The organism is Silvanigrella paludirubra, assembly GCF_009208775.1.
Classification (GTDB): Bacteria; Bdellovibrionota_B; Oligoflexia; order Silvanigrellales; family Silvanigrellaceae; genus Silvanigrella; species Silvanigrella paludirubra.
Genome location: NZ_WFLM01000002.1, coordinates 76714 through 97792, shown reverse-complemented (window position 1 = coordinate 97792; position 21079 = coordinate 76714). Strand labels below are relative to the sequence as shown.

Here is a 21079-nt window from a genome sequence, read left to right as displayed (position 1 = left end):
ACTTACTTCCACATGCTATAAATAACATTAAAACTAGGAGTTGAATTTGTTTTCTTGTTATCATTTCCTTTGTTATCAGTTCCCTTATTATCGTTACCTTTGTTATCATTTCCTTTATTATCTTTATCTTTGTTATCAGTTCCCTTATTATCGTTACCTTTGTTGTCATTATCCTTATTATCAGTTCCCTTATTGTCGTTTCCTTTGCTGGAAAAATCACCTTGTTGTAAAATAACAACCAATGTTTTTTCAACTCCGTTTACAACACCTCTCGATTCAACACGATATATGGTATCGGTGTTTCCAAATAAAAGCTCAATGATTTTTACTGTATCTGGGTTATCTTTTGTTGCGGGTAAATTTTTAGCAAACCAATCTTTAGGAGATTCTTTAATAATTGGTTTTTCCCTAAAATTTTCAAATGTATCCATTTCTTGGTTGTTTACTTCTTGACCATTTTGTGTCAACAAAGCAGCAACAAGTTCAACAGGAACATTATTTATATTTAAATTTCCTTTTTTTGGCACAATAGGCCATATTGTGAAATAAGGGGAATACATATTGTAAATATCATCTAAATGGAATCCTGGAATTCTTCTTAATTCTTCTAAAGACTCTAAACCACCATTTTTAGCTTTGTATTTTGCACCAATATTATCATATGCACCAGCGGCAGCATTATTTGTTGAGGAAATTTTAATGTAACTTGTTAAGTTATCAACTAATTGTTGTGGAGTATACCCCATAGATTCTATAAATTTTTGTGAATCGGGAGTAGAAAAAATACGTAATAAGGCTTTTTGAGTATCTGCTGAATAGGTGGATTGCAATAAATTTAAATTTAATTTTGAGTTTTCAGATGAAATATTTAATACAAAATATCCAGGAATAACTTTAAGTGCTTGTTGTATTCCAGGTGCAATCGCTTTAGAAATATTTGCTCCCGATAATTCTTCTAATTTTTCTAAACCAGACGAGCCTATGGGTTGTCCATTTAATAAATTATATAAATTTTTAGGAATGGGTACTAAAGGATTACCTTGATATTTTTCTGATAATATACTTAAAGATAACATTATTTTAGCAAATTCAATTCCTGTTAAAGCGGTTGCTTGTGCATCGAGGCCATTTCGTTCTTCAATTGAACCTCTTGCTCCCACTTGGGTTTGATAAACAATATCACCGACTACACCCATAATCATGGCAACAAAGACAAGTACAAATATAAGTGCAAAGCCGTTTTGTTTTTTTTTCAAATTTAGAATTTTATTTTTGAGGGAGATTAATTTTTTTATTGCCATTTATAATCTCCAGATTGGGTAGTCATTTCTTGAACACCTATTGTGCTCATAATATATACAATTGTGTCGAGAGCAATAAATCTTCTTTCTTGTTTCGTTGTTGGTGAGACTTCAGTCAGTTGTTTTTCCGCATTTGTTTGTCTAAAGTAACTCTGTAAATGAATTTTAACTAATTTGGGGAGTTTTCCTTGGGTATCATTTGCTGTTGAGTCCCATTCTCTTTGATACTCTGTTCCATTCCAGAAGCTAAGTGAAAATTCTTTTAAATCTGGGACCAATACTTCAGATACTCCTACTCCTGTATTTTCTATTTTTTCAACCATATCTGTATCTACTACACGAATAAGTTGCATTGTTTTTGTGTCTTTAGGGTTGGGACGAATATAATATCGAACAATAGCTAAGTTACTTTGATTTGAATTTTCAATAAGTGATTTATAATTTTTAACTGACATAATTAAATTTTCATTTTTAAACGAAAACTGAGGTATTATAGGACGTATATTTGTATTTAAAGAATTTGAATCATTTGGATTTGTAATGTAAGCACTTTGAATATCCGAATAAATTCGTTCCATAGCCATATTTATGGAATGCTGAGCTGTATTTTGCGCTGTTACTTTTTCTCTAGTATCAATTTGTGTAGATAATATATTAATAGTTAAAACGCCTATAGTAGCCAATATTGAAATGGATAAAATAATTTCTATTAAAGTAAAACCATTTTGTGAGTTATTCATTTTGATCCACCTGCTGCGCCGCCACCAGCGCCACCACTGGGTGTACCATTATTTGAACCACTATTTGTTCCACCGCTAGTACTTCCTCCATTGGAAGTGCTGCCGCTCTTATCACCGCCAGAATCCTTATCATCACTATTCCCAATTTTAGGTAATTTTTCGGAAATTCCTTTAAAAGTATCATTATCAATAAAGAAAAAACCTTCAGATATTGTTTTGGGAATTAAACCGCTATTCCACTTTACATTTATGGTAAAGTTACTAAAATAACCTTTTGGACTAGAGGATAAGTTTTGATCTAAAACATTATTTATAGAAGAAAACATTCTTTCTGAATCAATATTTTCATTACCTGCAGGATTTACAATATTATATACACCCATGGCACTTGTTAAAAATTGTGAAATTTTAACATCTTTTAATTCTGTTCTATTAATTGTGATCACAAATTGATTATCTGTAACCCATGGAAACGTAGTATTCTCAGGCAATTTGGATTGGCCTTGCATTTCAACTAAATATTGCATTTGTGCTATTGTGGAACGAACAGCCCAAGAAGCTCTCATACCATCAGTTGCTATTTGAGTAACTGAAATAATAGATGATTGTAAACCAACAATACTAGCAACAACAATTGATAAAATTCCAACAGCAAGGATACATTCTATTAAAGTAAATCCTTTTTCAGAATGATTTATTTTTTGATTTGCTAAATTTAAATTTTTATTTTCTTGGTAAAGTAAAGTTTGCATCTTGAAAGCCTTCTAGCAAATTGGATTCGCCAGTAAGAGAATTTAAATTTATGGTGAATTTAGGGCCTTCTTCATTAATAGAAGTTTCAATATTTTTAGAACGAGTCGCCAACTTAATTGAAGTTGCCGTAGCTGTTCCATTAGGTAAAAAATAAATATATGCATATTCTTTTTTTGACTTGTCATTATTATTAGTAATTGCTACAAAATCAAATTTTTTAGATGATACGGCAGAAAGAATTTGAGCAAAAACAACATTACCTTGAAGTTTTTGTCGGTATGTAACAGCATCATTTATTTCACGCCATTCAATGGGTTTTAATATTTTTCTTTGAACAACTGGTATACTCCGTATGGAATAATATTTCATATTTGAAGCAGTACTTGTAGGCATTTGTCTATCAAAATTATTTTTATATTGTTCATCAAAAAGTTTGATCAAATCGTTTCTTTTATCTTTTTTTAATAACGATTCGGATTCAGAATCTGAATCCATTAGAGGAGGGCGCCCTTCAAAACCAAGCGGTGCTTGCTCGACCCAATATTCTCCCGTTTTTATATCGAATATCATTCTATGCAGACGACCTGAAAAGATGGCATCATCGTATGCAGCTCGAATTTGACCCGTTAAACTTCTTAGACTAGAGGACATTTGGGAATCAACAGAAAGGGTTAAATTGGGTATAACAACACCTGCAATAGCACCAATAATCCCAAGGACAATGATGATTTCAATTAAAGTAAAACCATCTTGTCTTCGATTTTTTTTATTTTGAATTAATCTTAAACAAATAAAATTGAGCGAGGGGAGTTTCAGTTTGTTGCTCCCGCATCTATGGTTTTACAATCCGCTTTTTTACCATTTAAGTAACAAAGTGAACCGGCACTATTTGGAGTGCCTTCTGCACCATTAGATGTAATTAGAGGGCCTTTTGCTGTTAATTTATAATCAAAAGGATTTCCCCAACCATCTGTAAGATCATCTGCAGAAGCAATTGGTGTTCCAGGATTGGTTGTTAAGGCTTGAAGGCCTTGAGCTGAAGTTGGGTATTTACCTACTGCTAATTGATACTGAATTAATTTTGATTGAAGAGTATAAGCTTTAGTATCGGTAATACCTGATTTAGCTTGGTCATTACCTCCAGAAATACGAGCCACAATAATTCCCATTAATGTACCAATAATAGCAACAACAATGATAATCTCAATAAGAGAAAAACCTGCTTGTGAATTTAAAGATCTTTTTAATTTTAAAAAATTTTTCATTTTCATAAGTTAACATCCCCATAGTCTAAAAAGAAATATAATTATACAAATACTAGAACTCAATGCAACTGGTTCATGGCAGCCATCATAGGTCCAATTACGGCCATTACCATCATAAAAACGATTACAGCCATAAAAACCATCATAGCTGGTTCAATTAAGCGTGTTGTTGCTACAATTTGATTATTCACATCTTCATCATAAACATCAGAAATATTTACAAGCATTTCTTCTAATTGCCCTGTTTTCTCTCCTGTTCTTAACATGTGGATAACCATTGTTGGAAATCTTCCTGTTCTTTCCAACGCAGTTGCAAGTTTATCTCCATCTTGAACTTTAATGATAGCCTCATCCAAAGCTTTTTCCATTACAGTGTTTCCAACTACTTTTCTTGTGAGTTGTAAACCTTCTACAATTCTTACGCCACTCGATAAAATTGTTGAAAGAGTTTTAGAGAAACGAGAAACGGTAACTCTTTGTATGAGTGGTCCAAAAATGGGTGCAGTATACATAAACAAATCGATTTTATAACGACCTTTTTCAGTCTTAGACCAAGAGTAAATGGCAAAACCAATTCCTGCAAGAAACAAAATACAAATAAGCCACCAATCTTGCATCCAATTTGAAATATCATTCATTAAAATGGTATACCAAGGGAGTGTTACTTTAAGTGTGGTAAATGATTTTGTCATTTGAGGCATTACTTTAACAAATAAATAAATGACAACAGCAATTGCCATAACAACCATTAAAGCAGGATAAGTTAACGCACCTACAACTTTTCTTTTTATTTCTATTTGATATGTAATAAATTCAGATAATCTTTGCATTACTAAAGGAAGTGCGCCTGCTTTTTCAGCAGCAGCAATCATATTTGTATAGATATTTGTAAAAACTTTTGGAAAGTTTTTATGAGCATCGGATAAAGATTTTCCTTCCGAAACTAATTCTCTCATTTTTATATAAACAGATTTTAATTCTTCATTCTCAACTTGTTCTGAAATAGCTCTTAAGGCGTCATTAATGTCAACTGCTGATCGTAACAAAATAGCAAATTGTTTTGTAGCAACAGCAATATCTTCTTGTTTTGGTGGTTTTCGATTTAAGATTGCAATAATTCCAGATTTGCCTTCAGCGGCACTAGATCTATTATCTACTTTCATTTCAAGAACGTAGATATTTTGTTTTTTTAATTTTAGTTTTGCATCTTTAGGTGATTCAGCTTCAATATAAGCTTTAATTTTTTTTCCAGTTTTAGAATTTTGGCCTCTGTAAGAATACATCGGCATAATTAAATTACCTCATTTTCTTGTTCATGTTCAGCTTGAGTTGCATAAAGAGCTTCTTCAAGAGTTGTTTCTCCATTTAAAAAACGTTCTTGCGCAGAATCTCTTAGTGTTTTCATACCACGTTGCACACACATTTTTTTCAAACTGGCACCATCGGAACTTTTTAAAACAAAATTTCTTACGTGTTCATCAAATACAAGAAGTTCATAAATACCAATACGCCCTGAATATCCACTTGTCTTGCAATTAGGACATCCACCATCTCTGGCTTTATAAAAAACTTTTCCTGCTGTTTGTTTCGTTGTTAATCCAAATAAATTTAATTCTTCTGCAGTATGAGTCGTTTGTTCGCGACAATTCATGCATACTTTTCTAACAAGTCGGACAGCTAAAATAGCAACAACAGCAGTTGTAATTTGAAAAGGTTCAATTCCAAAGTCAACAAGACGAGTAACAGAAGCCGCAGTATCGTTTGTATGCAGAGTACTAAATACAAGGTGACCCGTAATCGAAGCTTGCACAGCAATTTGAGCTGTTTCCGCGTCACGAATTTCACCTATTAAAATAATATTTGGGTTTTGACGTAAAATAGAACGTAACGCTGCAGCAAAACTAAGTCCTGCCCGATCATTTACCTCAACTTGACTTACTCCTGGAAGCTGAACTTCCACGGGATCTTCAACCGTTATAATACTTACATCTGGTTTATTGATATGCATTAATGCAGATGCAAGAGTGGTTGTTTTTCCGGAACCTGTAGGTCCTGTAACTAAAACAATTCCATGTTTTTGATTGATTACTTGTTTAAAATTTTTAAGTAACGCTTTGGGTAATCCAATATCGTCTAAATTTGGCAATCCACCCGATTTATCAAGAATACGTAACACAATTCTTTCCCCGAATTTAATAGGGAGAGTACTAACGCGCACATCAATTTCTCGAGTTCCTACTTTTAAAGTAATACGACCATCTTGGGGAAGTCTACTTTCAGCAATATTTAATTTAGCTAATATTTTAATACGGGTAGAAACACTTGATTGGTATTTTTTTGGAATAACACGTACTTCTTTAAGTCTTCCGTCGACACGAAAGCGCACAGATACTCGATCTTCAAAAGGTTCAATATGAATATCAGATGCTTTTTCAGAGATACTACGACGAATGATTGCTGTTACTTCTTTTCTTACAGGAGCTTCTTCATTATCCTGAAGAAGGTTATGAGCGACATCGAGGCCTTCAATACCATCAATTTCATCATCTGCTGTAAGACCTTTGTTTTGATCAACTAGTTCTTGTCTTTCAAAAACATTATTAATAGCAGCTTCAACGAGATCTTTTGGAGCAACAATTCGTTTAATATTTTTATTTAAAAGAACTCGAAGATCATCAATACTAACCGTGTCTAAAGGATTTGCTACAGCAACAGTTACGTTAAGCTCATCTTCTGAAATAGGAATAAACATATGCTGTAAACAGAAACTTATATTTAATTTAGAAATTAATTTAGGATTAATTTCATGAAAAGGAAAGTTATCGCGAAACTCAAGATTTAAATGAATTGCAAGCGCTTTTAGCATGTCAACTTCAAGAATCAATTCATTTTCAATTAAAATTTCACTTAGAGATCGATTCGTTGCTTTTTGTTCTAATATTGCTTCTTCTATTTGATTTTGAGAAATACGAAAATCATTATGTAAAATGTCTTCCATATTTCTATTTTTAGAAGAATATTCATTTGCATCAATATTTTCTTTTGTTGCTTTAATTTTAGAAAAAATGTTATTCACAGCATCGCTATTGTTCGTATTTTCTTGCTTATTTGTCATTGAGCTGTTTGCACCTCTTTTATTTAATTATTAAAGGGAGGAGGCGGTGGAGCAGATGCTGGCGCTGATTGTGGGAATCCAAATCCTCCACTACCGCTGCCATTGCTAGAAGGCGCGTTAATTGGGTTCGGATCTTCGCTAGGCAATGGAGCCTTTTTCGGTAAAGGATCAACTTGCGTATTGTTTTGATTTTCATTGTTATTACTAAAATCTTCTTTTTTTGGAGGAGGTGCTTTTCCTGCTTCTTCTGTTGGAAGTTTAGAATAAAATTCTTGATCTCTGTATTTATCACCGTAATAAATTTTTAAGAAATCATCACGGTCTTTAATTTTTTGACTATAAATTTTTTCAAGATCTTCAGAATTACGAACAATATGTGGTGTTATATATACATTTAAACTAGTTTTTACTTTATTTCTCAAAGACTTTTTAAATAACCAGCCAAGGATAGGAATATCTCCAAGCAATGGAACTTTAGAATCTGTTACTGTAGTTTTATCTTGTGTTAATCCACCTATAACAGCTGTTTGTCCATTTTGAACAATCACAACAGACTCCGCAGAACGCTTGCTAATAGGGTTTGGTGCCCCAGTTTTATCATCTATTGCACCAGCATCATCAAGTTTTAAATTGATTTTCATGGTAACAAAGTCGGCGCGTGAAATTTGAGGTGTTACTTTAAGTTCGGTAGATACTGTGTATTTTGTTGGTTGTTGAACAGTTCCATTTCCTGTAGTATTTTGTACTGTATACACAGCACTATATTCCTGGTTTGATGCAAATGAAGCTGGTTCATTATCAGAAACCATCATACTTGGAGTTTGCAAAATATTTGAATTTGCATCTGTTTTCATTGCAAATAATAAGGCACCAGGAGTCAAACTAAATGGTCCTAAATTAATTGGACTTGTGCCCATAATTCCTAATGCAGCACCACCCAAAACATTTCCTAAACTTGTTGGATCGGGAGTTGTTCCTGTTTGTGAGAAAAATAATGGTGCACCTTGTGTTGCATTAAATCCAAATGGAATTGTTGTTCCGTTACCACCACTTGCGCCACCTAAAACAGATGGTGCCCATGTAAAACCATTTGATATATTCATATCAATAATATTTGCTTCAACATAAACCTGCGCGCGGCGTTTATCGAGTTGTGCAATAATGTTATCAAGTTCATCAAATGCAGATTTGTTACCTTGAATAACCAAGGAGTTTGTTGCTTTATCAGATGTTACTTTAACTCCGTTTAAATCGGCAACAGCTTGGCCTTGTTGTGGTGCTCCAGGAGCTCCAGGCATATTCATAGGAGGGGGATAAAATGCAGGACGAAACGTATTTGATTGGTTTTTAGTCCCTTGTGTAAGAGCTTGAAGTGTTTGAGCTAGCTTTTCCGCATCGGCGTAATCTAGAGGACGAACTCGAACCATCGTTTGTGAGTTTTGATCTAAAGCCGGTTTATCAATGCGCTGAATAAAACGTACAACATCATCGAGACCAGAAGATGGACCAACTAAAATGATAGAGTTTGTTCTTTCGTCGGCAAGGACTTTTTGAACACTTAGGGAAGGTCCATTTCTATTTCCGAATATTTCATTTACTTTTGTAACGGTATCTTTAGCGTCCATATAATTAATAGGAACAATTGTTACGATAGGCTGATTTGTTTTTGCATCTAATAATTTAATAACTTCAAGAATACGGCGAATGCGGTTTCCTGTATCTGTCAATATAAGTGAATTTGTTGTTGTAAACGCTGCATATTGAGTAACACCCAATAAAGGACGAAGTTGGTTAATTACTGTATTTGCATCAATGTAACGTAACGGAATTACCTGATTGATAATTTCATCTGTTGATGGAGACCAGTTTTCTCCATAATATGTTTTTATATTAGATGATTTTGCGTTTGCAATAGGAAGAATTTTAACAACAGATCCTGTGTCAACAGTAGTGAAACCAGAAATATTTAATGCACTTAAGAATGCTTGATAAGCTTCTTCTTTTGTTACTTGCTCAGGAGATATAATAGAAATTCTAGAAGAACCTGCAACACCTTGGGCTAAAACAAAGTTTTTTCCTGTCCACATACCAACTGTTTTGATAATATCACTTAAATTAGCGCCGTTTGGAAAATCAATGCTGACGAGATCTTGTCCATGAGGGACTGCATCAGATTGTGATTTTTTTGTTGGCGAAGATGGTGCGGCGGAATTAGATACATTTTTATTTTTAGAGTTATTTTGGTTATTATTGTTATTTTTAGACGGATTTGGTGCTGGATCAGAAGCTGGTGGTGGTAACGATTGTGGTTTGGGAATTGGTGGCGTTTGAGCAATTACCGAAGTATTGTTGAAAGTTGTTCCTAAAAATGCAGTAATTAAAGCAATAGGTATCGCTTTGTTTTTACCTCTTCTTCGTGAAGTATTATTTAAAGCGTTATGAAAGTTTTTCTGATTCATCTAACTGTTACCTTTTTAGTCATCTGTCCGCCAGCCCTTTTAATTTGCAAAGTAATATTTGTTTCATCTTGCAGAGCTTCATAGATTTTAAAGCCTTGCGAAGGATCTTCTAGATTAATTCCATTAACACTTGTGATTACATCTCCGTTTTCTAGTTTTATTTTTTCAAACAAACTTCCCGAAGTAATACCATATATTTTAAAACCTATCGTTTTTCCATTCACAGATTCGGGTACAAGCCTTGCTGAATTTAGTATTCTGGAAAATCCAGGGCCAATTTGTTCACTAACAAACTCAGAATCTAATTCAGTAACTTGATCTTCATTTCCAGAGATATCTTCTGGTTTTTTTGCTGCAGTTCTTTGTTGAGAGCCTGTAAATAGACATATTTTTTTGTTTTGATTGCGTAATTGTACGGCTGAGGGGCTAGCAATTTTGTATATTTCATAGGCGTCGTATTCAATGATATGTTGCCCTTCTCTATAAACATCTGCTGTTTCTACTCTAGAGTCTTTAAATGTTACTAAATTCGTCTTGGGATTGCCAGTGAAAAGAATGCCCACAAGTTCAACGGGTAGCTTTTCATCTTGGTTACTACAGGGAACTTCTTCAAAATTCTTTATTAATCCTAAAGGATTATCATCTAAATCTTCCGAAGGAATGGCCCCTGATCTATTTAAAATATTTCTAGAAATTATTGATTTTCTCAGTTGAATATAGGACTGACCAGAGCTTTTTGAAGCAGAATATACAAGTATTTCGTTGGAGCTTTTTAATGGTTTTATTAGCTTCATAGAAATAATTGTATTTAATATTACAGATCCTATGAATATACCTGAACAAATAAAAAAATATTTTCTAAAAACTAAAATATTTTTATGATTCCAACTTTTTAAAAAATTGTTGTTAGAAACTGAGCTTATGTCTTTCTGATCATTTGTTTTTTGTGTCATTGGACGTTCACTTTAAAAGAAATTGGCTGACCGCCACGCATAATTTGGAGATCAATTGTATTTTCATTTCGCATGGAATTTAATGTTTGAATGGCACGTGCCGCATCATTTAATTCAATCCCATTAATTGCTGATACGATATCTCCATCTTTTAAGCCAAGTTTTGCATAAACACTATTTTGAGTGATATTTGTAATAACGAATCCTTTTACCTGCCCCCCTACTAAATTAGGGCTTGCCTTTGCTTCTTCAAGGGTTTTTGCAAAATCATTTGTTAAAATATTATTAACCCATTGTTTTGAGGCCGTTGTTGCATTTCCATTTCTTTCAAATCCATCTTCTTTGTAATTAGCGCCAGAAGCGTTTTGTGGAGAGCGAGATCGCGCATCGGGTGGTGGTGGAGATGTAAGCTCAATGAATTCGGGGCAGTTTTTGTTTGTGACTAAAATTCTATTTTTTTCAATAGAATAGAGAACTCCTCCTTGAGGAAGTGAGTCGCCTTGTTTAAAAACAGGGTTTGTTCCTGAGTCAAATACAACTAAACTTGTTTCAGATGTGCCTCCAAAAAGAATTCCCGAAATTTTATAAGGTAAATTGGATTTAAACGGCTCAAGGGAGCATGCTTTACTCCCATCCTCTTCTGCGTCTGGGATTAATCCCTTGATATTAAATAAATTTCTGTTAATAATAGAGTAAAGATCTGTATTTCCTTTTTCATTTTCTCGTTCGACGGTAGCAATTGGTTTTTTTTGTGTGGGTGGGTTTGTTTTCCAAAAAAGATTAAGTAAAGTAGTTGTAATTCCAAATAAAAAAGCTATTCCTGCAATTGTGTAAAATACAGGAGTTACCTTTTCTGCAGGCGGTATACTCGCGTCAGAAGAAAATAACTTGTATTTAAGTTTAGAAGCAATTTGAATCATTTTCACTAATTCTTAAATTAAGGTTGTTTTATTTTGGTAACGACCACAGTTATGTCGTCCTCAAGTGCTTTTCCTGCGCCATAAAACTCAAGGCTATCTTGTAAAAGCAGCGAAATGAATTCAGAACTAGCTTTTGTGTAGTTTTTTTCAATGAACTTTCTGAGGCGTCGTTTGCCATACTCCTCATCTTTGTCATTTTTGTTTTCTATTAATCCATCAGTATAGAAAAAGATAAATTCACCGCCAGCCATAGGAATTTCTTTTTTTTCAAATACTTTATTGTCAATACGGGTTGCCCCAATATTTCCTAAACGATTCCCACTAGCTATAAGTGTTTCCACCTTTTTATCTTCCCTAATTAACAAAGGAAAATTATGCCCTGCATTTGCAAATCGGATAACTTTCTTTTCAAAATCAAATACACATGAAAAACAAGTCATGTTGTAACTTACGTCACTATGACCCATGCTAGAAAGCACTGTATCAAATCCTGAAAGAATGTCATCAACATCTAGGTTTTCTCCTGCAAAGAGTTTGCTCTTAACTGAAACAAAGTAACCAGAAACAGCCGCTGTTACCATGGCACTTGCTGTACCGTGACCAGTCACATCGGCGATAAAAACAAAAAATTTGTCTTTTAATGTTACAGTATTCCACCAATCTCCTCCGCAAAATGCAGCAGGAATAGCCGTACCAGCACAGTCTACATTTGGGTGTTCTGGCGCTACTTGAGGCAAAAAAGTTTTTTGGACAAGTTGGCTTGTGGCTAATTCCATCTCTAAAGTTCTTCTCTGTCCTTCTTTTTCTTCTATCTCCTTTTTGATTTGGTCGTAACGTTTAGCAAGCTCTTCGTTTGCTCTACCAAGTTCATAGTTACTTTTGTTTACTTGGTTAAAAAGTCTTACGGTTTCAGCTTGGTTTTTTGCTATCATTGTATAGCCTAATAAGACTCCTGTTGTGCTTTCAATTTTAACCCCGTTAATAGAAAAAGGTAACAATTCTCCTTCAGAAGTTTGAACAAAAACTTCAACATCTCTAACAAAGCCTTGGGTTGTAAATTGAATTTCAAGTTCTAAATAGTAATCAACAAGACTTTCGGCATGAGGAAATAGTTTTCGAATATGTTGTCCAATAAGGTCAGATTGTGAAAAATGTGTTGTTTCACATGCCGATTTATTGGCTTTCATGATTATTCCATCTTGGTTTAAAAGAAACATCATTTCAAACATATTATCTACAACTTGGTCAATAAATCTTTGGTGTTCTAGAATTCCTCTGGCCACTTCTAAAAGTTTTAAATGAGACTCAGAGGTGAAACTATTTAATTGTTCTTCAGGTAATAAGTCTAATTTTTGCATTGAGACCATTTGAATGGTCTGTAAAAGTTTTTCAGTAGGATTTGTAAATTCTTCGTGCCACTCTTTCATTAATAATTGAACTTTTTGGGTCATTAAATATGAAAATAATCCGCAAATAATAATAACAATAATTACTAAAATATTAAACATTAAATTTGGAACTAAATAATTTCCCAAAATTCCAATAAAAATAATAAAACCTACAAAGCGATACAGATTTTTTAGCATTTCTGTAAGCTTTAAGGTCCACTTTTTTATAATGTCTTCAATTGTTATAAAACTCAATTGAAAATTCTCCTTAACTTCATCCTAGACTTATCGTTTAAAAAGAGATGTCAGTTAAATGAAACTTTGAAATCTTCTTTCACTATGTCAATACTGTGGCTCCTCATAAAGATGTTACATTATCCGATGAACGGAACGTATTTGAATTTTCGACTGCGGCTGGAGCGCTTCATGGAAGAAATCCGATTTAAACCAACAATATTTGTATTAATTGCTATTATTGGCGCTGTTGCAATTGCTGCAACTGGGTTTTTATCAACTGATTGGATGTTAACAACAGCGGTTAGTGTTGTTTTATTTTTATTATCTTATGTCTGGTTTTTCTCAGTAAGGAAACGAATTGATGAAATACTAACACATGATCTTGATAAAATTGCTAATGATGCAGCAAGAGCTATACGTGAGGAATTAGAATCATCTTCCCAAGGTGGTGGCGATAGATCTTCACATGAAAAAGATAAAAATCTTGAGTTAAAAGAAAAAGAGTTATTAACAAAAGAAAAAGAATTGGCTCTAAGAGAAAAAGAAATTTCTTCTCGTGAAAAAGAAATACAAAAAAATAAAGATGATTTGGATTCTAAGAAGAAATCTTTTGAACAAGCATCATCAATTCCTTCTATTACTTCTGCGCCATCATCTAGATCAAAAGATGCAGCAACAAAAGAAGAATTATTACAAAGAGAAATTATTGCACTCAGGCATCAACTATTACATATGGAAGAAGTTAACAATACAAGATTGTCTACTTTGCAACATGAATTTCAATCTAAAAATGTTCAAGCGCAAAAAAATATGGAGTTTTGGAAATCAAGCGCTGAGAGCATGAATAAAAAACTCCAAGATCAAAAACGTGAATTTGATTCTTTAGCTAAATCTCTAGAAAGTAGAGCTGTTCTAGCAGAAGAAAGAGGTCTTGATCAACAAAATAAATTAGCAAGACTTCAATTAGATGCATCTCAAAAAGAACTTGGTGTGAGCGAACAGGTGCAACGTTTAGAAGAAATTATATCCTTAGTACCTGAAATGACAAATCAGCTTCATAACGTAACTCATCAAACGGAAAGAAGTGCTATAGAAATTGGGGATAAAGTAAGATTTATTTATGAAAAAGCACAAGAACACTTAGAAGAATCTAATGAAATATCCGCACAGTTTAGGGGTGGAAAAGGTAACAATAGTAATACATCTTTAAGTGAAGTGATTCAAAGTAGTTTATCCTTGTTACGTGAAATGATTGAAATGTTAGAGCATAACTCAAAATTAAATATGGATTATTCTCAGGCAATTGATACCATTCTCGTAAATACAGCAGAAATTAATAAAATTAGTGATGAAATTCAATACATCTCTGACCAAACAAACTTACTAGCTCTGAACGCGGCAATTGAAGCGGCGAGAGCGGGCGAGCATGGTCGTGGTTTCTCAGTGGTTGCAGAAGAAGTTCGTAAGCTTTCAGATAGAACAAGTCTTGCAAGTAACAACATTATTCAAATTGTTGGAAAAGTGAACTCTAGTGTGAGAGATATTAGTAGAAGTTTATTAGAAAACTTAAAGAAAAATACAGAGAAAAAGACGCATGTGGATCATGCTGTGAATGAACTTGTTCGCACTGCTGAAGAAAGTACGGAGGTGTTTACTAAATTAATTTCAAATGCAGTAGCAAGTTCTGAAAGTGTTGCAAAGAACATTGATCAAATTATATTAAGCTTACAATTCCAAGACATAACGAAACAACAGATCGATCAGGCACTACAGCCTCTTGATAAAATCAAAATTAATATAGAAGAACTTTTAAATAAAGCGCTTCAAAATGATGCTCTTGCTTTAAAAGCAGCTCATCAACACGGAGGTGGCGGATCTAACGAAGGTGGTACAAGTGGAGGTGGGGGTGGATCATCTGGTGGAGGAACTCCACCCCCTTCATCGCCTGCAGGAACACCTCCACAATCAACACCTCCTTCAAGCGCTCCTCCCAAAGCAAGCGCACCGCCCAAAGCACCTGCTGCAGCGCCTCAAAAACCAGCAGAATCATCGGCGGGTAGCGCACCAGCTGCCGATGATGAGTCTCTCGTAAAAGGAGATGTGGTCTTTTTCTAAGTATTATTTACTTTTTAGAACCCCTTAGAAGTTTTGCCGAAAAAACTCCCATTTGTGGTCTTGTTTAAATATTTACAAGGTGCAATAATCTAACTTAGTAAACCCTTATAAATAATTTTTTTAGAATGATCCTTAATTGGTCATGCCATTAATGCTTTAGGGAGGAGTCCGTGAACGGATCTTATGCGCTTATGGGTTCAAGTGCCATTATTCGGCATGTTCAACATCTGGTATATAAAGTCGCTGAAACAAATTCTGCGGTTTTAATAACAGGTGAACCAGGGACAGGGAAAGATGCGATTGCTAAAATAATTCATGAAAGATCTCCTCGAAATAAAGGGAGTCTTATTCCAGTAAAATGTGGAACGGGAAATGAAGAAAGTTTAGAATTGGATCTATTTGGTTATGAAGTAGGCTATTTTCAAGGTAACACTCAAGCACGACCTGGTTATTTTGTAGAAGCTGATGGTGGTACTCTTTATATTGATGAAGTTGGTAAATTAACAACTAAACTTCAGTTGTCTTTATTAAAAGCAATGAACGAAGGTGTGATTAAAAGTTTTGGAGCTAAAACGGAAACTCCGATTAATGTTAGAGTGATTTGTTCCACTTCTGTCGATTTAGAGCATTTGGTAAAAAGAGGCGTGTTTTTAGAAGATTTATTTTATAAACTTTCAACCTCTTCTATTTATCTTCCTCCAATTAGAGAAAGAAGGGAAGATATTCCTATTTTAGCTGAATTTTTTGTTCAAAAATTCAATCAACTAAAATCCAAAAAAATTCTCGGTATTTCGCATGATGCTATGAATGCTCTTTTGCAAAATTCATGGACACATAATACGCAAGAACTAGAAAACTTAATTGAGCGCATTGTTGTTTTAAAAAATTCAGGAAGTATTGATATTTGTGACCTACCACCACGATTAAGAAATTTAGTAACAGATAATATTGATGCATTTTATGATAGAACTACTCAAGCTCAACAAAATTTATCTTCATTATCTATGAGTAATCAAAACTCATACCATAATTTATCACAGCCGAATATAAATCAATATTCTAAAATGTCTCATCAAAATATTCAATCTCACGGAAATTATAATCAACAAATTGCTAAAGAAAATAATTTACAGAATAATCATAGCTCAACTCTTTCTAAGAGCCAAAATAATTCATCCATAATGAATAATAATTATTCGCAATTAAATTCAAATCAGCAAAATTATAATCCGAATTTTTCTCAATCTCAATCTGGAAATCAGGTTCATAATCAAATTAATAGACCTTCTATGTTTGAAGACCTTCCTAGTGAAATTGATCAATTTATCAAAAAAGAAATTGATTTAGGATCGGGAATTGATTTTTATAGAGTAGTAGAGGAATTTGAAAATAGATTAATTTCTGAAGCTTTAAGAAGAACTAATCATAATAAAAATAGAGCAGCTCAATTGCTTTCTATGAATAGAACAACATTAGTAGAAAAGTTAAAAAAGAGAGCCACTTCTTCACCTATTAAAAATGAAACAGGCAGGGTAAAGAGAAATTCTGCTTTTACAATTTTTGATGGATTAGGAAATGAAAACCCTGATTTTGAAGCAATAGATTTCGTAAATATATCAACAGAAGATAGCCCTTAATTCTTAATTTTAAAAAAATAGGAAGAAAGTATCTAGTTATAGATATCACTAGATACTTTCTTCTTTTGTTTTTTCTTTAAATAAATATAAAATATTTTATAAATAATTAAATGTGAATGAGGGATTAATGTTAAAAAAAATAATTTTAGCATTTTTAATTAATTTAATTTGTTCTCCTATATTCTCTCAAGAATATGAATCAAGTAGTTCTTCAGGTTCTGAAAACAAAGTCGATTTTTTATTAAGTGGGGGATATTCACAAATTGTGATAGCTGGGAATTCTTATCAAGGATATAACGGCTCAGCAAAATTATTATTTCCTTTAAGTAGTAGTTTTTCTTTTGGAGTAGGTGGAAAATATGAATATGCAACAAGTACTTCTGGTGCATTAGATAATCCTAATGGAGCAATCAATTCAACATTCAATGCAATTTATGCTGGACTAGATTTTGCCTATAAGCTCTCTTTTTCCTTTGTTGATTTTCAATTAAATCCATATGGGTACTATGGAGTTTATAATTATTGGAATAGAGATACCACATTTTCTGGAACTACAATATCAGGGAATCCTAACGTAACAACAAATTTATTATATGGTTTAGGCTTTTCCGTTTTATTTAAATTAGGGATGTTTTATTTTGGTCCTTCAGCTATTTATTCAAGAGGTTATATGGAATGTGATAGTTATAAGGACACTTTTGGGAATAGCTTTTCTGCTAATACTGGTAACTATGAGATATATAATTACAACTTTACAATAGGAATGTTTTTATGAAAAAATCAAATTACTTTTGGTTTTTTATATTATTAAATTTTTTTTTAACGAATAGCTGTTCTGATCTATCTGACTTAGCAGACCCTGGTAAAAAAGATGATCCTTTAAGTTTATTTAGTTTTTCTTCGCTTCAAGACCTTGCGAATCAGGCTTTAGTATCAGGGACTGTTCCACAATATTCTACATTTGGAAATAAAAGTGGTCTGATAACTGTAGGTGATGCAAGCGGCTGTGTTGTGATGTCTTATGGAAAATTAAAATGTTGGGGTCAAAATGATAATGCGCAATTAGGAGACGGCTCAACTTCAAATAATGCAAACCCACATTTAGCGACAAGTGTAAATCCAAGCTCAATTAGCGATATTATTGTTGCTGTCGTTTCGGGAAGAACTTCCACTTGTGCCTATTATTACTCTGGATTTAAATGTTGGGGAAATCAAACGAATGGCGTTTTAGGTAATGGTGTTACGACAAGTTATGCAACAACTCCTCAAAATGTAACAAATGCTACAGGTGTAGTAATAAAAGCGATTCAATTAAATGATGGGTATTCTTGTATGATGAGTTCATCAGGAGTCATCACTTGTTGGGGATTAAATACAAGTGGTCAATTAGGTAACGGAACAACAACGTCTTCTACCACTGGAGTGAATGTTTCTTTAGGGGGAACAGCAAGCACTTTTGTTTCTCATAATAATGATGGCTGCGCTATTTTAGCCTCGAATATTTTAAAATGCTGGGGACAGGATTTTGGGAGTACACCTGTAACTATTACAACAAGTGGTACTCCACAGTTTTTGGGTGGTGGAACTCTTTATTCTCCTTTTTTTACTTGTGTCGTTCTTACGAATTCTACAGTTCAATGTTTTGGTAATAATGGAAATCCAAATGGAGAATTTGGAAATGGGACAACAGGTTCTTCTTCAAGTACCACAGCTGTTACTGTATTAAATAATTCTACAGGACAGCCATTAAGTGGCGTTAATATGGTAGGCACTGGAGACTCTGGGACTGCTAATGGCCATGGATTCGCTTGTGCCGTCGTTGATGATTTTACAAGCGTGTATTGTTGGGGAAGCAATAGTTATGGCAATTTTGGAAATGCAACAACAACAAATTCAACTAAAGCCACTAAAGTAAACAAAACTTGGCCGAATTCCAATATTATTGATATTGCTGTTTCCGACGGAAGAGCATGTATTTTATTAAAAAATAATGATGTTTGGTGTTGGGGTGGTGGTTATTATAATAAGGGTGAGCTTGGAAATGGAAGTTTAACGGGAAATTCAAATGTTGCTATTAAAATATTAAACCGTACTGATCCTTGATTTTGTTTTAACTAAAAATTCTATATTAAAATTATGTTAAAATTTTAATATAATGATATTGCTATACAAATTATTTAAGCCTCTCATTGTTAAGTAAATCGAAATAATCAATTCAATAAATACGATCTTATCATCTCAAAAATTAATGGTATTCTAAAATTGCCGGTAGATAATTTTTAGTTTTATTGTTTATTATATATATGTTTTATAAAGGATATTTTATGAAAAAATTATTAATTTCAGCAATTTCATTGTTGTTTACTTCTACAATTTCTGCGCAAGAATTTTCTGCTAAAGTAAACCAAATTTCTTCAGATGGCTTTGTTTCAACATTTAAATCTTTTCCAAATGAATTAATATTAAACGGATTAGATTGTAAAGGAGGGAATATATCTCCAGAAATTTCATGGAAAGGAGCACCGAAGGAAACAAAATCTTTTGCTATATCTTTATATGATGCAAGTGCTCCAACAGATAGTGGATTTTGGCACTGGGTTGTATTTAATATTCCTTCAAATGTAAATACTATTAAAAAAGGTGCTAGTAAAAACATTCAATTGCTTCCAAAAGGTGCAATTGAAAGTAGAACTGATTTTATTAAAGATATTAATGGAGTCTATGGATATGGTGGTCCCTGTCCAAGTGTAGGAGACAAGCCTCATAATTATGTATTTAAAGTAACTGCATTAAAAGACTATATTCCACTTGATAAAGACGCTACTCCTGCTTTTATATCTTATTATGTTGGTCAATTAAAATTAGCAGAATCAAAAATTATTGTTCCATTTTCAAGATAAATTTTAAATATTAATAACATTTAAAATGGATTTATAATGTTATTAAATTCTTTGTTATGAGGAAAATTTTATGTATCGTAAAGAAAAAATAACGAGTGTTAATTTGGGTTATATATCTTTATCTTTTCATTATATATCTGCTTTAATAGTAAAAGAAATTATAGAAAAATATGGTGTAAAAGTTAATTTGGTTACAGCTCCTCATGAAGAACTTTTTATAAAACAAAAAAATGGTGAAATTGATTTTCTTGTTTCTGCTTGGCTACCAAGTAGTCACGAAATATATTTAGAACCTTATTTGGATAAGATTCTAAAATTAGGAAAACTTTATGATCCATTCTGTGTTTGGGCTGTACCTGACTATATTCCAAAAAATAAAGTCAACTCAGTTGAAGATTTATTAAAAAAAGATGTAATCGAAATCATGAATAAGAATATTCAAGGAATTAATAAAGGTGCAGGAATAACAAGATTTTCCTTAAATATGATGAAAGAATATTCATTAGAACAAAATGGGTATCAATTTAATACAGGCGCCTTAAATAGCTTTGCAGATAATGCAAGGAATTTATATCAAAATAAATCTTGGTTTGTTATTCCTTTGTGGAAGCCTCAATATCTAAATAAAGAGTTGAATTTAAGGGTTTTAAATGAACCCAAAAAATTGCTTGGTGGTATTGATTTATCACAAATTATTTTATTAAAAAATACAGCTAAACATTTACCAAAAGAATTATTAGAAGAATTAAATCAATTAATAATAGGGAATGAAAAAATGAGTTTATTGGATTATAAGATTGAAGTTGAAAAAAAAGATCCAATACAAATAGCAAAAGACTACATTAACAATCGTGATTAGACGTTATAATTTTTAAATTTTATAAAATAGAGTAGTAAGGAAAAAAAAAGAGCAACTTCAATTAAGAAGCTGCTCTTTTTTGTAAGTAAATCTCGTTAATTAGCGAGAGTCACTTCCTTGTCCGTAGCTTAAAATAGCCATAGTACGTGCGCGTTTTACAGCTAATGTAAGAGCACGTTGTTGTTGTGCGCTTGCACCGCTAATACGACGAGGAACAATTTTGCCGTGTTCTGTAACAAAACGACGAAGAAGTTGTGTGTCTTTATAATCAAAAGTGATTTGAGGATCTAGCGTGCGTTTTGGTCTAGAATAGCGACGCTTTTTTTTACCTGTGGATACTGCCATTGAAAAACTCCTAAAGAAGTTCGTGAAATAAAATGCAGGCAGCAGCGTTGGGCTTTCGCTTTGCCAACGCAGCAACTCAACAAAACATGAGA

General features: G+C 33.0%; 18 protein-coding genes and 1 pseudogene. 6 read left to right on the top strand and 13 right to left on the bottom strand.

Annotated elements, in window-relative coordinates; all coding sequences use genetic code 11:
- Positions 1 to 2: 2 nt before the first annotated feature.
- The 12 genes and pseudogenes from GCL60_RS04685 to GCL60_RS04635 all read right to left on the bottom strand — a co-directional run bounded on the left by GCL60_RS04685 (position 3) and on the right by GCL60_RS04635 (position 13149).
- Positions 3 to 1301: a type II secretion system minor pseudopilin gene (locus GCL60_RS04685; protein WP_153418725.1), complete on the bottom strand. Its 1299-nt coding sequence runs from the start codon at positions 1299 to 1301 to the stop codon at positions 3 to 5.
- Positions 1292 to 2041, bottom strand: coding sequence for a prepilin-type N-terminal cleavage/methylation domain-containing protein (locus GCL60_RS04680; RefSeq protein WP_153418724.1), 750 nt, complete (start codon positions 2039 to 2041; stop codon positions 1292 to 1294). Before GCL60_RS04680 ends, GCL60_RS04685 begins: the two co-directional genes overlap by 10 nt.
- Positions 2038 to 2793, bottom strand: a complete 756-nt coding sequence (locus GCL60_RS04675; RefSeq protein WP_153418723.1) for a type II secretion system protein — start codon at positions 2791 to 2793, stop codon at positions 2038 to 2040. The genes GCL60_RS04680 and GCL60_RS04675 overlap by 4 nt, the downstream gene beginning before the upstream one ends.
- Entirely contained in the window at positions 2765 to 3445 is a 681-nt protein-coding gene (locus GCL60_RS04670) for a hypothetical protein (protein ID WP_237639044.1), read from the bottom strand. The genes GCL60_RS04675 and GCL60_RS04670 overlap by 29 nt, the downstream gene beginning before the upstream one ends.
- A 39-nt stretch (positions 3446 to 3484) precedes the next feature.
- Positions 3485 to 3571, bottom strand: a pseudogene (locus GCL60_RS17530) (prepilin-type N-terminal cleavage/methylation domain-containing protein); the annotation flags it as partial.
- Positions 3572 to 3606: 35 nt separating this feature from the next.
- Positions 3607 to 4065 carry a type II secretion system protein GspG gene (locus GCL60_RS04665; RefSeq protein WP_153419814.1) on the bottom strand — a complete coding sequence of 153 codons (459 nt, stop codon included), beginning with the start codon at positions 4063 to 4065 and terminating at the stop codon, positions 3607 to 3609.
- Between the two features lie 53 nt (positions 4066 to 4118).
- A complete protein-coding gene (locus GCL60_RS04660) occupies positions 4119 to 5348 on the bottom strand; it encodes a type II secretion system F family protein (RefSeq protein WP_153418722.1) in 1230 nt (409 codons plus the stop codon).
- A 2-nt stretch (positions 5349 to 5350) separates the two neighbouring features.
- Positions 5351 to 7174 carry a GspE/PulE family protein gene (locus tag GCL60_RS04655; RefSeq protein ID WP_153418721.1) on the bottom strand — a complete coding sequence of 608 codons (1824 nt, stop codon included), beginning with the start codon at positions 7172 to 7174 and terminating at the stop codon, positions 5351 to 5353.
- Between the two features lie 23 nt (positions 7175 to 7197).
- Complete coding sequence (gene gspD, locus GCL60_RS04650) at positions 7198 to 9633, bottom strand: type II secretion system secretin GspD (RefSeq protein WP_153418720.1); 2436 nt, start codon at positions 9631 to 9633, stop codon at positions 7198 to 7200.
- A complete protein-coding gene (locus GCL60_RS04645; protein ID WP_153418719.1) occupies positions 9630 to 10586 on the bottom strand; it encodes a hypothetical protein in 957 nt (318 codons plus the stop codon). The genes gspD and GCL60_RS04645 overlap by 4 nt, the downstream gene beginning before the upstream one ends.
- The gene (locus tag GCL60_RS04640) at positions 10583 to 11506 is read right to left on the bottom strand and encodes a PDZ domain-containing protein (RefSeq protein ID WP_153418718.1); all 924 of its coding nucleotides are present in this window, start codon (positions 11504 to 11506) and stop codon (positions 10583 to 10585) included. The genes GCL60_RS04645 and GCL60_RS04640 overlap by 4 nt, the downstream gene beginning before the upstream one ends.
- Before the next feature lie 17 nt (positions 11507 to 11523).
- Positions 11524 to 13149: a SpoIIE family protein phosphatase gene (locus tag GCL60_RS04635; protein ID WP_153418717.1), complete on the bottom strand. Its 1626-nt coding sequence runs from the start codon at positions 13147 to 13149 to the stop codon at positions 11524 to 11526.
- A 171-nt stretch (positions 13150 to 13320) separates the two neighbouring features.
- Between GCL60_RS04635 and GCL60_RS17435 the strand changes: the two genes are divergently transcribed.
- The 6 genes from GCL60_RS17435 (at position 13321) to GCL60_RS04605 (ending at position 20642) form a co-directional block, all read left to right on the top strand.
- Positions 13321 to 15246: a methyl-accepting chemotaxis protein gene (locus GCL60_RS17435; protein WP_272914809.1), complete on the top strand. Its 1926-nt coding sequence runs from the start codon at positions 13321 to 13323 to the stop codon at positions 15244 to 15246.
- 170 nt (positions 15247 to 15416) lie between these two features.
- Positions 15417 to 16883 (top strand): sigma 54-interacting transcriptional regulator, encoded by a 1467-nt coding sequence (locus GCL60_RS04625; protein WP_153418716.1) that lies wholly within the window; start codon positions 15417 to 15419, stop codon positions 16881 to 16883.
- 127 nt (positions 16884 to 17010) lie between these two features.
- Complete coding sequence (locus GCL60_RS04620; RefSeq protein ID WP_153418715.1) at positions 17011 to 17658, top strand: hypothetical protein; 648 nt, start codon at positions 17011 to 17013, stop codon at positions 17656 to 17658.
- Positions 17655 to 18986: an RCC1 domain-containing protein gene (locus GCL60_RS04615; RefSeq protein WP_153418714.1), complete on the top strand. Its 1332-nt coding sequence runs from the start codon at positions 17655 to 17657 to the stop codon at positions 18984 to 18986. The genes GCL60_RS04620 and GCL60_RS04615 overlap by 4 nt, the downstream gene beginning before the upstream one ends.
- A 221-nt stretch (positions 18987 to 19207) precedes the next feature.
- The gene (locus GCL60_RS04610; protein ID WP_202613997.1) at positions 19208 to 19783 is read left to right on the top strand and encodes a YbhB/YbcL family Raf kinase inhibitor-like protein; all 576 of its coding nucleotides are present in this window, start codon (positions 19208 to 19210) and stop codon (positions 19781 to 19783) included.
- A gap of 70 nt (positions 19784 to 19853) precedes the next feature.
- The gene (locus GCL60_RS04605) at positions 19854 to 20642 is read left to right on the top strand and encodes a glycine betaine ABC transporter substrate-binding protein (protein WP_153418712.1); all 789 of its coding nucleotides are present in this window, start codon (positions 19854 to 19856) and stop codon (positions 20640 to 20642) included.
- 99 nt (positions 20643 to 20741) lie between these two features.
- Here the strand turns inward: GCL60_RS04605 and rpsR are convergent, their stop codons facing one another.
- Entirely contained in the window at positions 20742 to 20987 is a 246-nt protein-coding gene (rpsR, locus tag GCL60_RS04600) for a 30S ribosomal protein S18 (RefSeq protein WP_153418711.1), read from the bottom strand.
- Positions 20988 to 21079 lie beyond the last annotated feature (92 nt).

Coding starts and splice junctions, on each gene's coding strand:
- GCL60_RS04620 (WP_153418715.1), top strand. CDS start 17,011: ATGTTAAAAAAAATAATTTTAGCATTTTTAATTAATTTAATTTGTTCT.
- GCL60_RS04675 (WP_153418723.1), bottom strand. CDS start 2,793: ATGCAAACTTTACTTTACCAAGAAAATAAAAATTTAAATTTAGCAAAT.
- GCL60_RS04645 (WP_153418719.1), bottom strand. CDS start 10,586: ATGACACAAAAAACAAATGATCAGAAAGACATAAGCTCAGTTTCTAAC.
- GCL60_RS04665 (WP_153419814.1), bottom strand. CDS start 4,065: ATGAAAATGAAAAATTTTTTAAAATTAAAAAGATCTTTAAATTCACAA.
- GCL60_RS04615 (WP_153418714.1), top strand. CDS start 17,655: ATGAAAAAATCAAATTACTTTTGGTTTTTTATATTATTAAATTTTTTT.
- GCL60_RS04655 (WP_153418721.1), bottom strand. CDS start 7,174: ATGACAAATAAGCAAGAAAATACGAACAATAGCGATGCTGTGAATAAC.
- gspD (WP_153418720.1), bottom strand. CDS start 9,633: ATGAATCAGAAAAACTTTCATAACGCTTTAAATAATACTTCACGAAGA.
- GCL60_RS04610 (WP_202613997.1), top strand. CDS start 19,208: ATGAAAAAATTATTAATTTCAGCAATTTCATTGTTGTTTACTTCTACA.
- rpsR (WP_153418711.1), bottom strand. CDS start 20,987: ATGGCAGTATCCACAGGTAAAAAAAAGCGTCGCTATTCTAGACCAAAA.
- GCL60_RS04670 (WP_237639044.1), bottom strand. CDS start 3,445: ATGTCCTCTAGTCTAAGAAGTTTAACGGGTCAAATTCGAGCTGCATAC.
- GCL60_RS04680 (WP_153418724.1), bottom strand. CDS start 2,041: ATGAATAACTCACAAAATGGTTTTACTTTAATAGAAATTATTTTATCC.
- GCL60_RS04660 (WP_153418722.1), bottom strand. CDS start 5,348: ATGCCGATGTATTCTTACAGAGGCCAAAATTCTAAAACTGGAAAAAAA.
- GCL60_RS04685 (WP_153418725.1), bottom strand. CDS start 1,301: ATGGCAATAAAAAAATTAATCTCCCTCAAAAATAAAATTCTAAATTTG.
- GCL60_RS04640 (WP_153418718.1), bottom strand. CDS start 11,506: ATGATTCAAATTGCTTCTAAACTTAAATACAAGTTATTTTCTTCTGAC.
- GCL60_RS04605 (WP_153418712.1), top strand. CDS start 19,854: ATGTATCGTAAAGAAAAAATAACGAGTGTTAATTTGGGTTATATATCT.
- GCL60_RS17435 (WP_272914809.1), top strand. CDS start 13,321: ATGGAAGAAATCCGATTTAAACCAACAATATTTGTATTAATTGCTATT.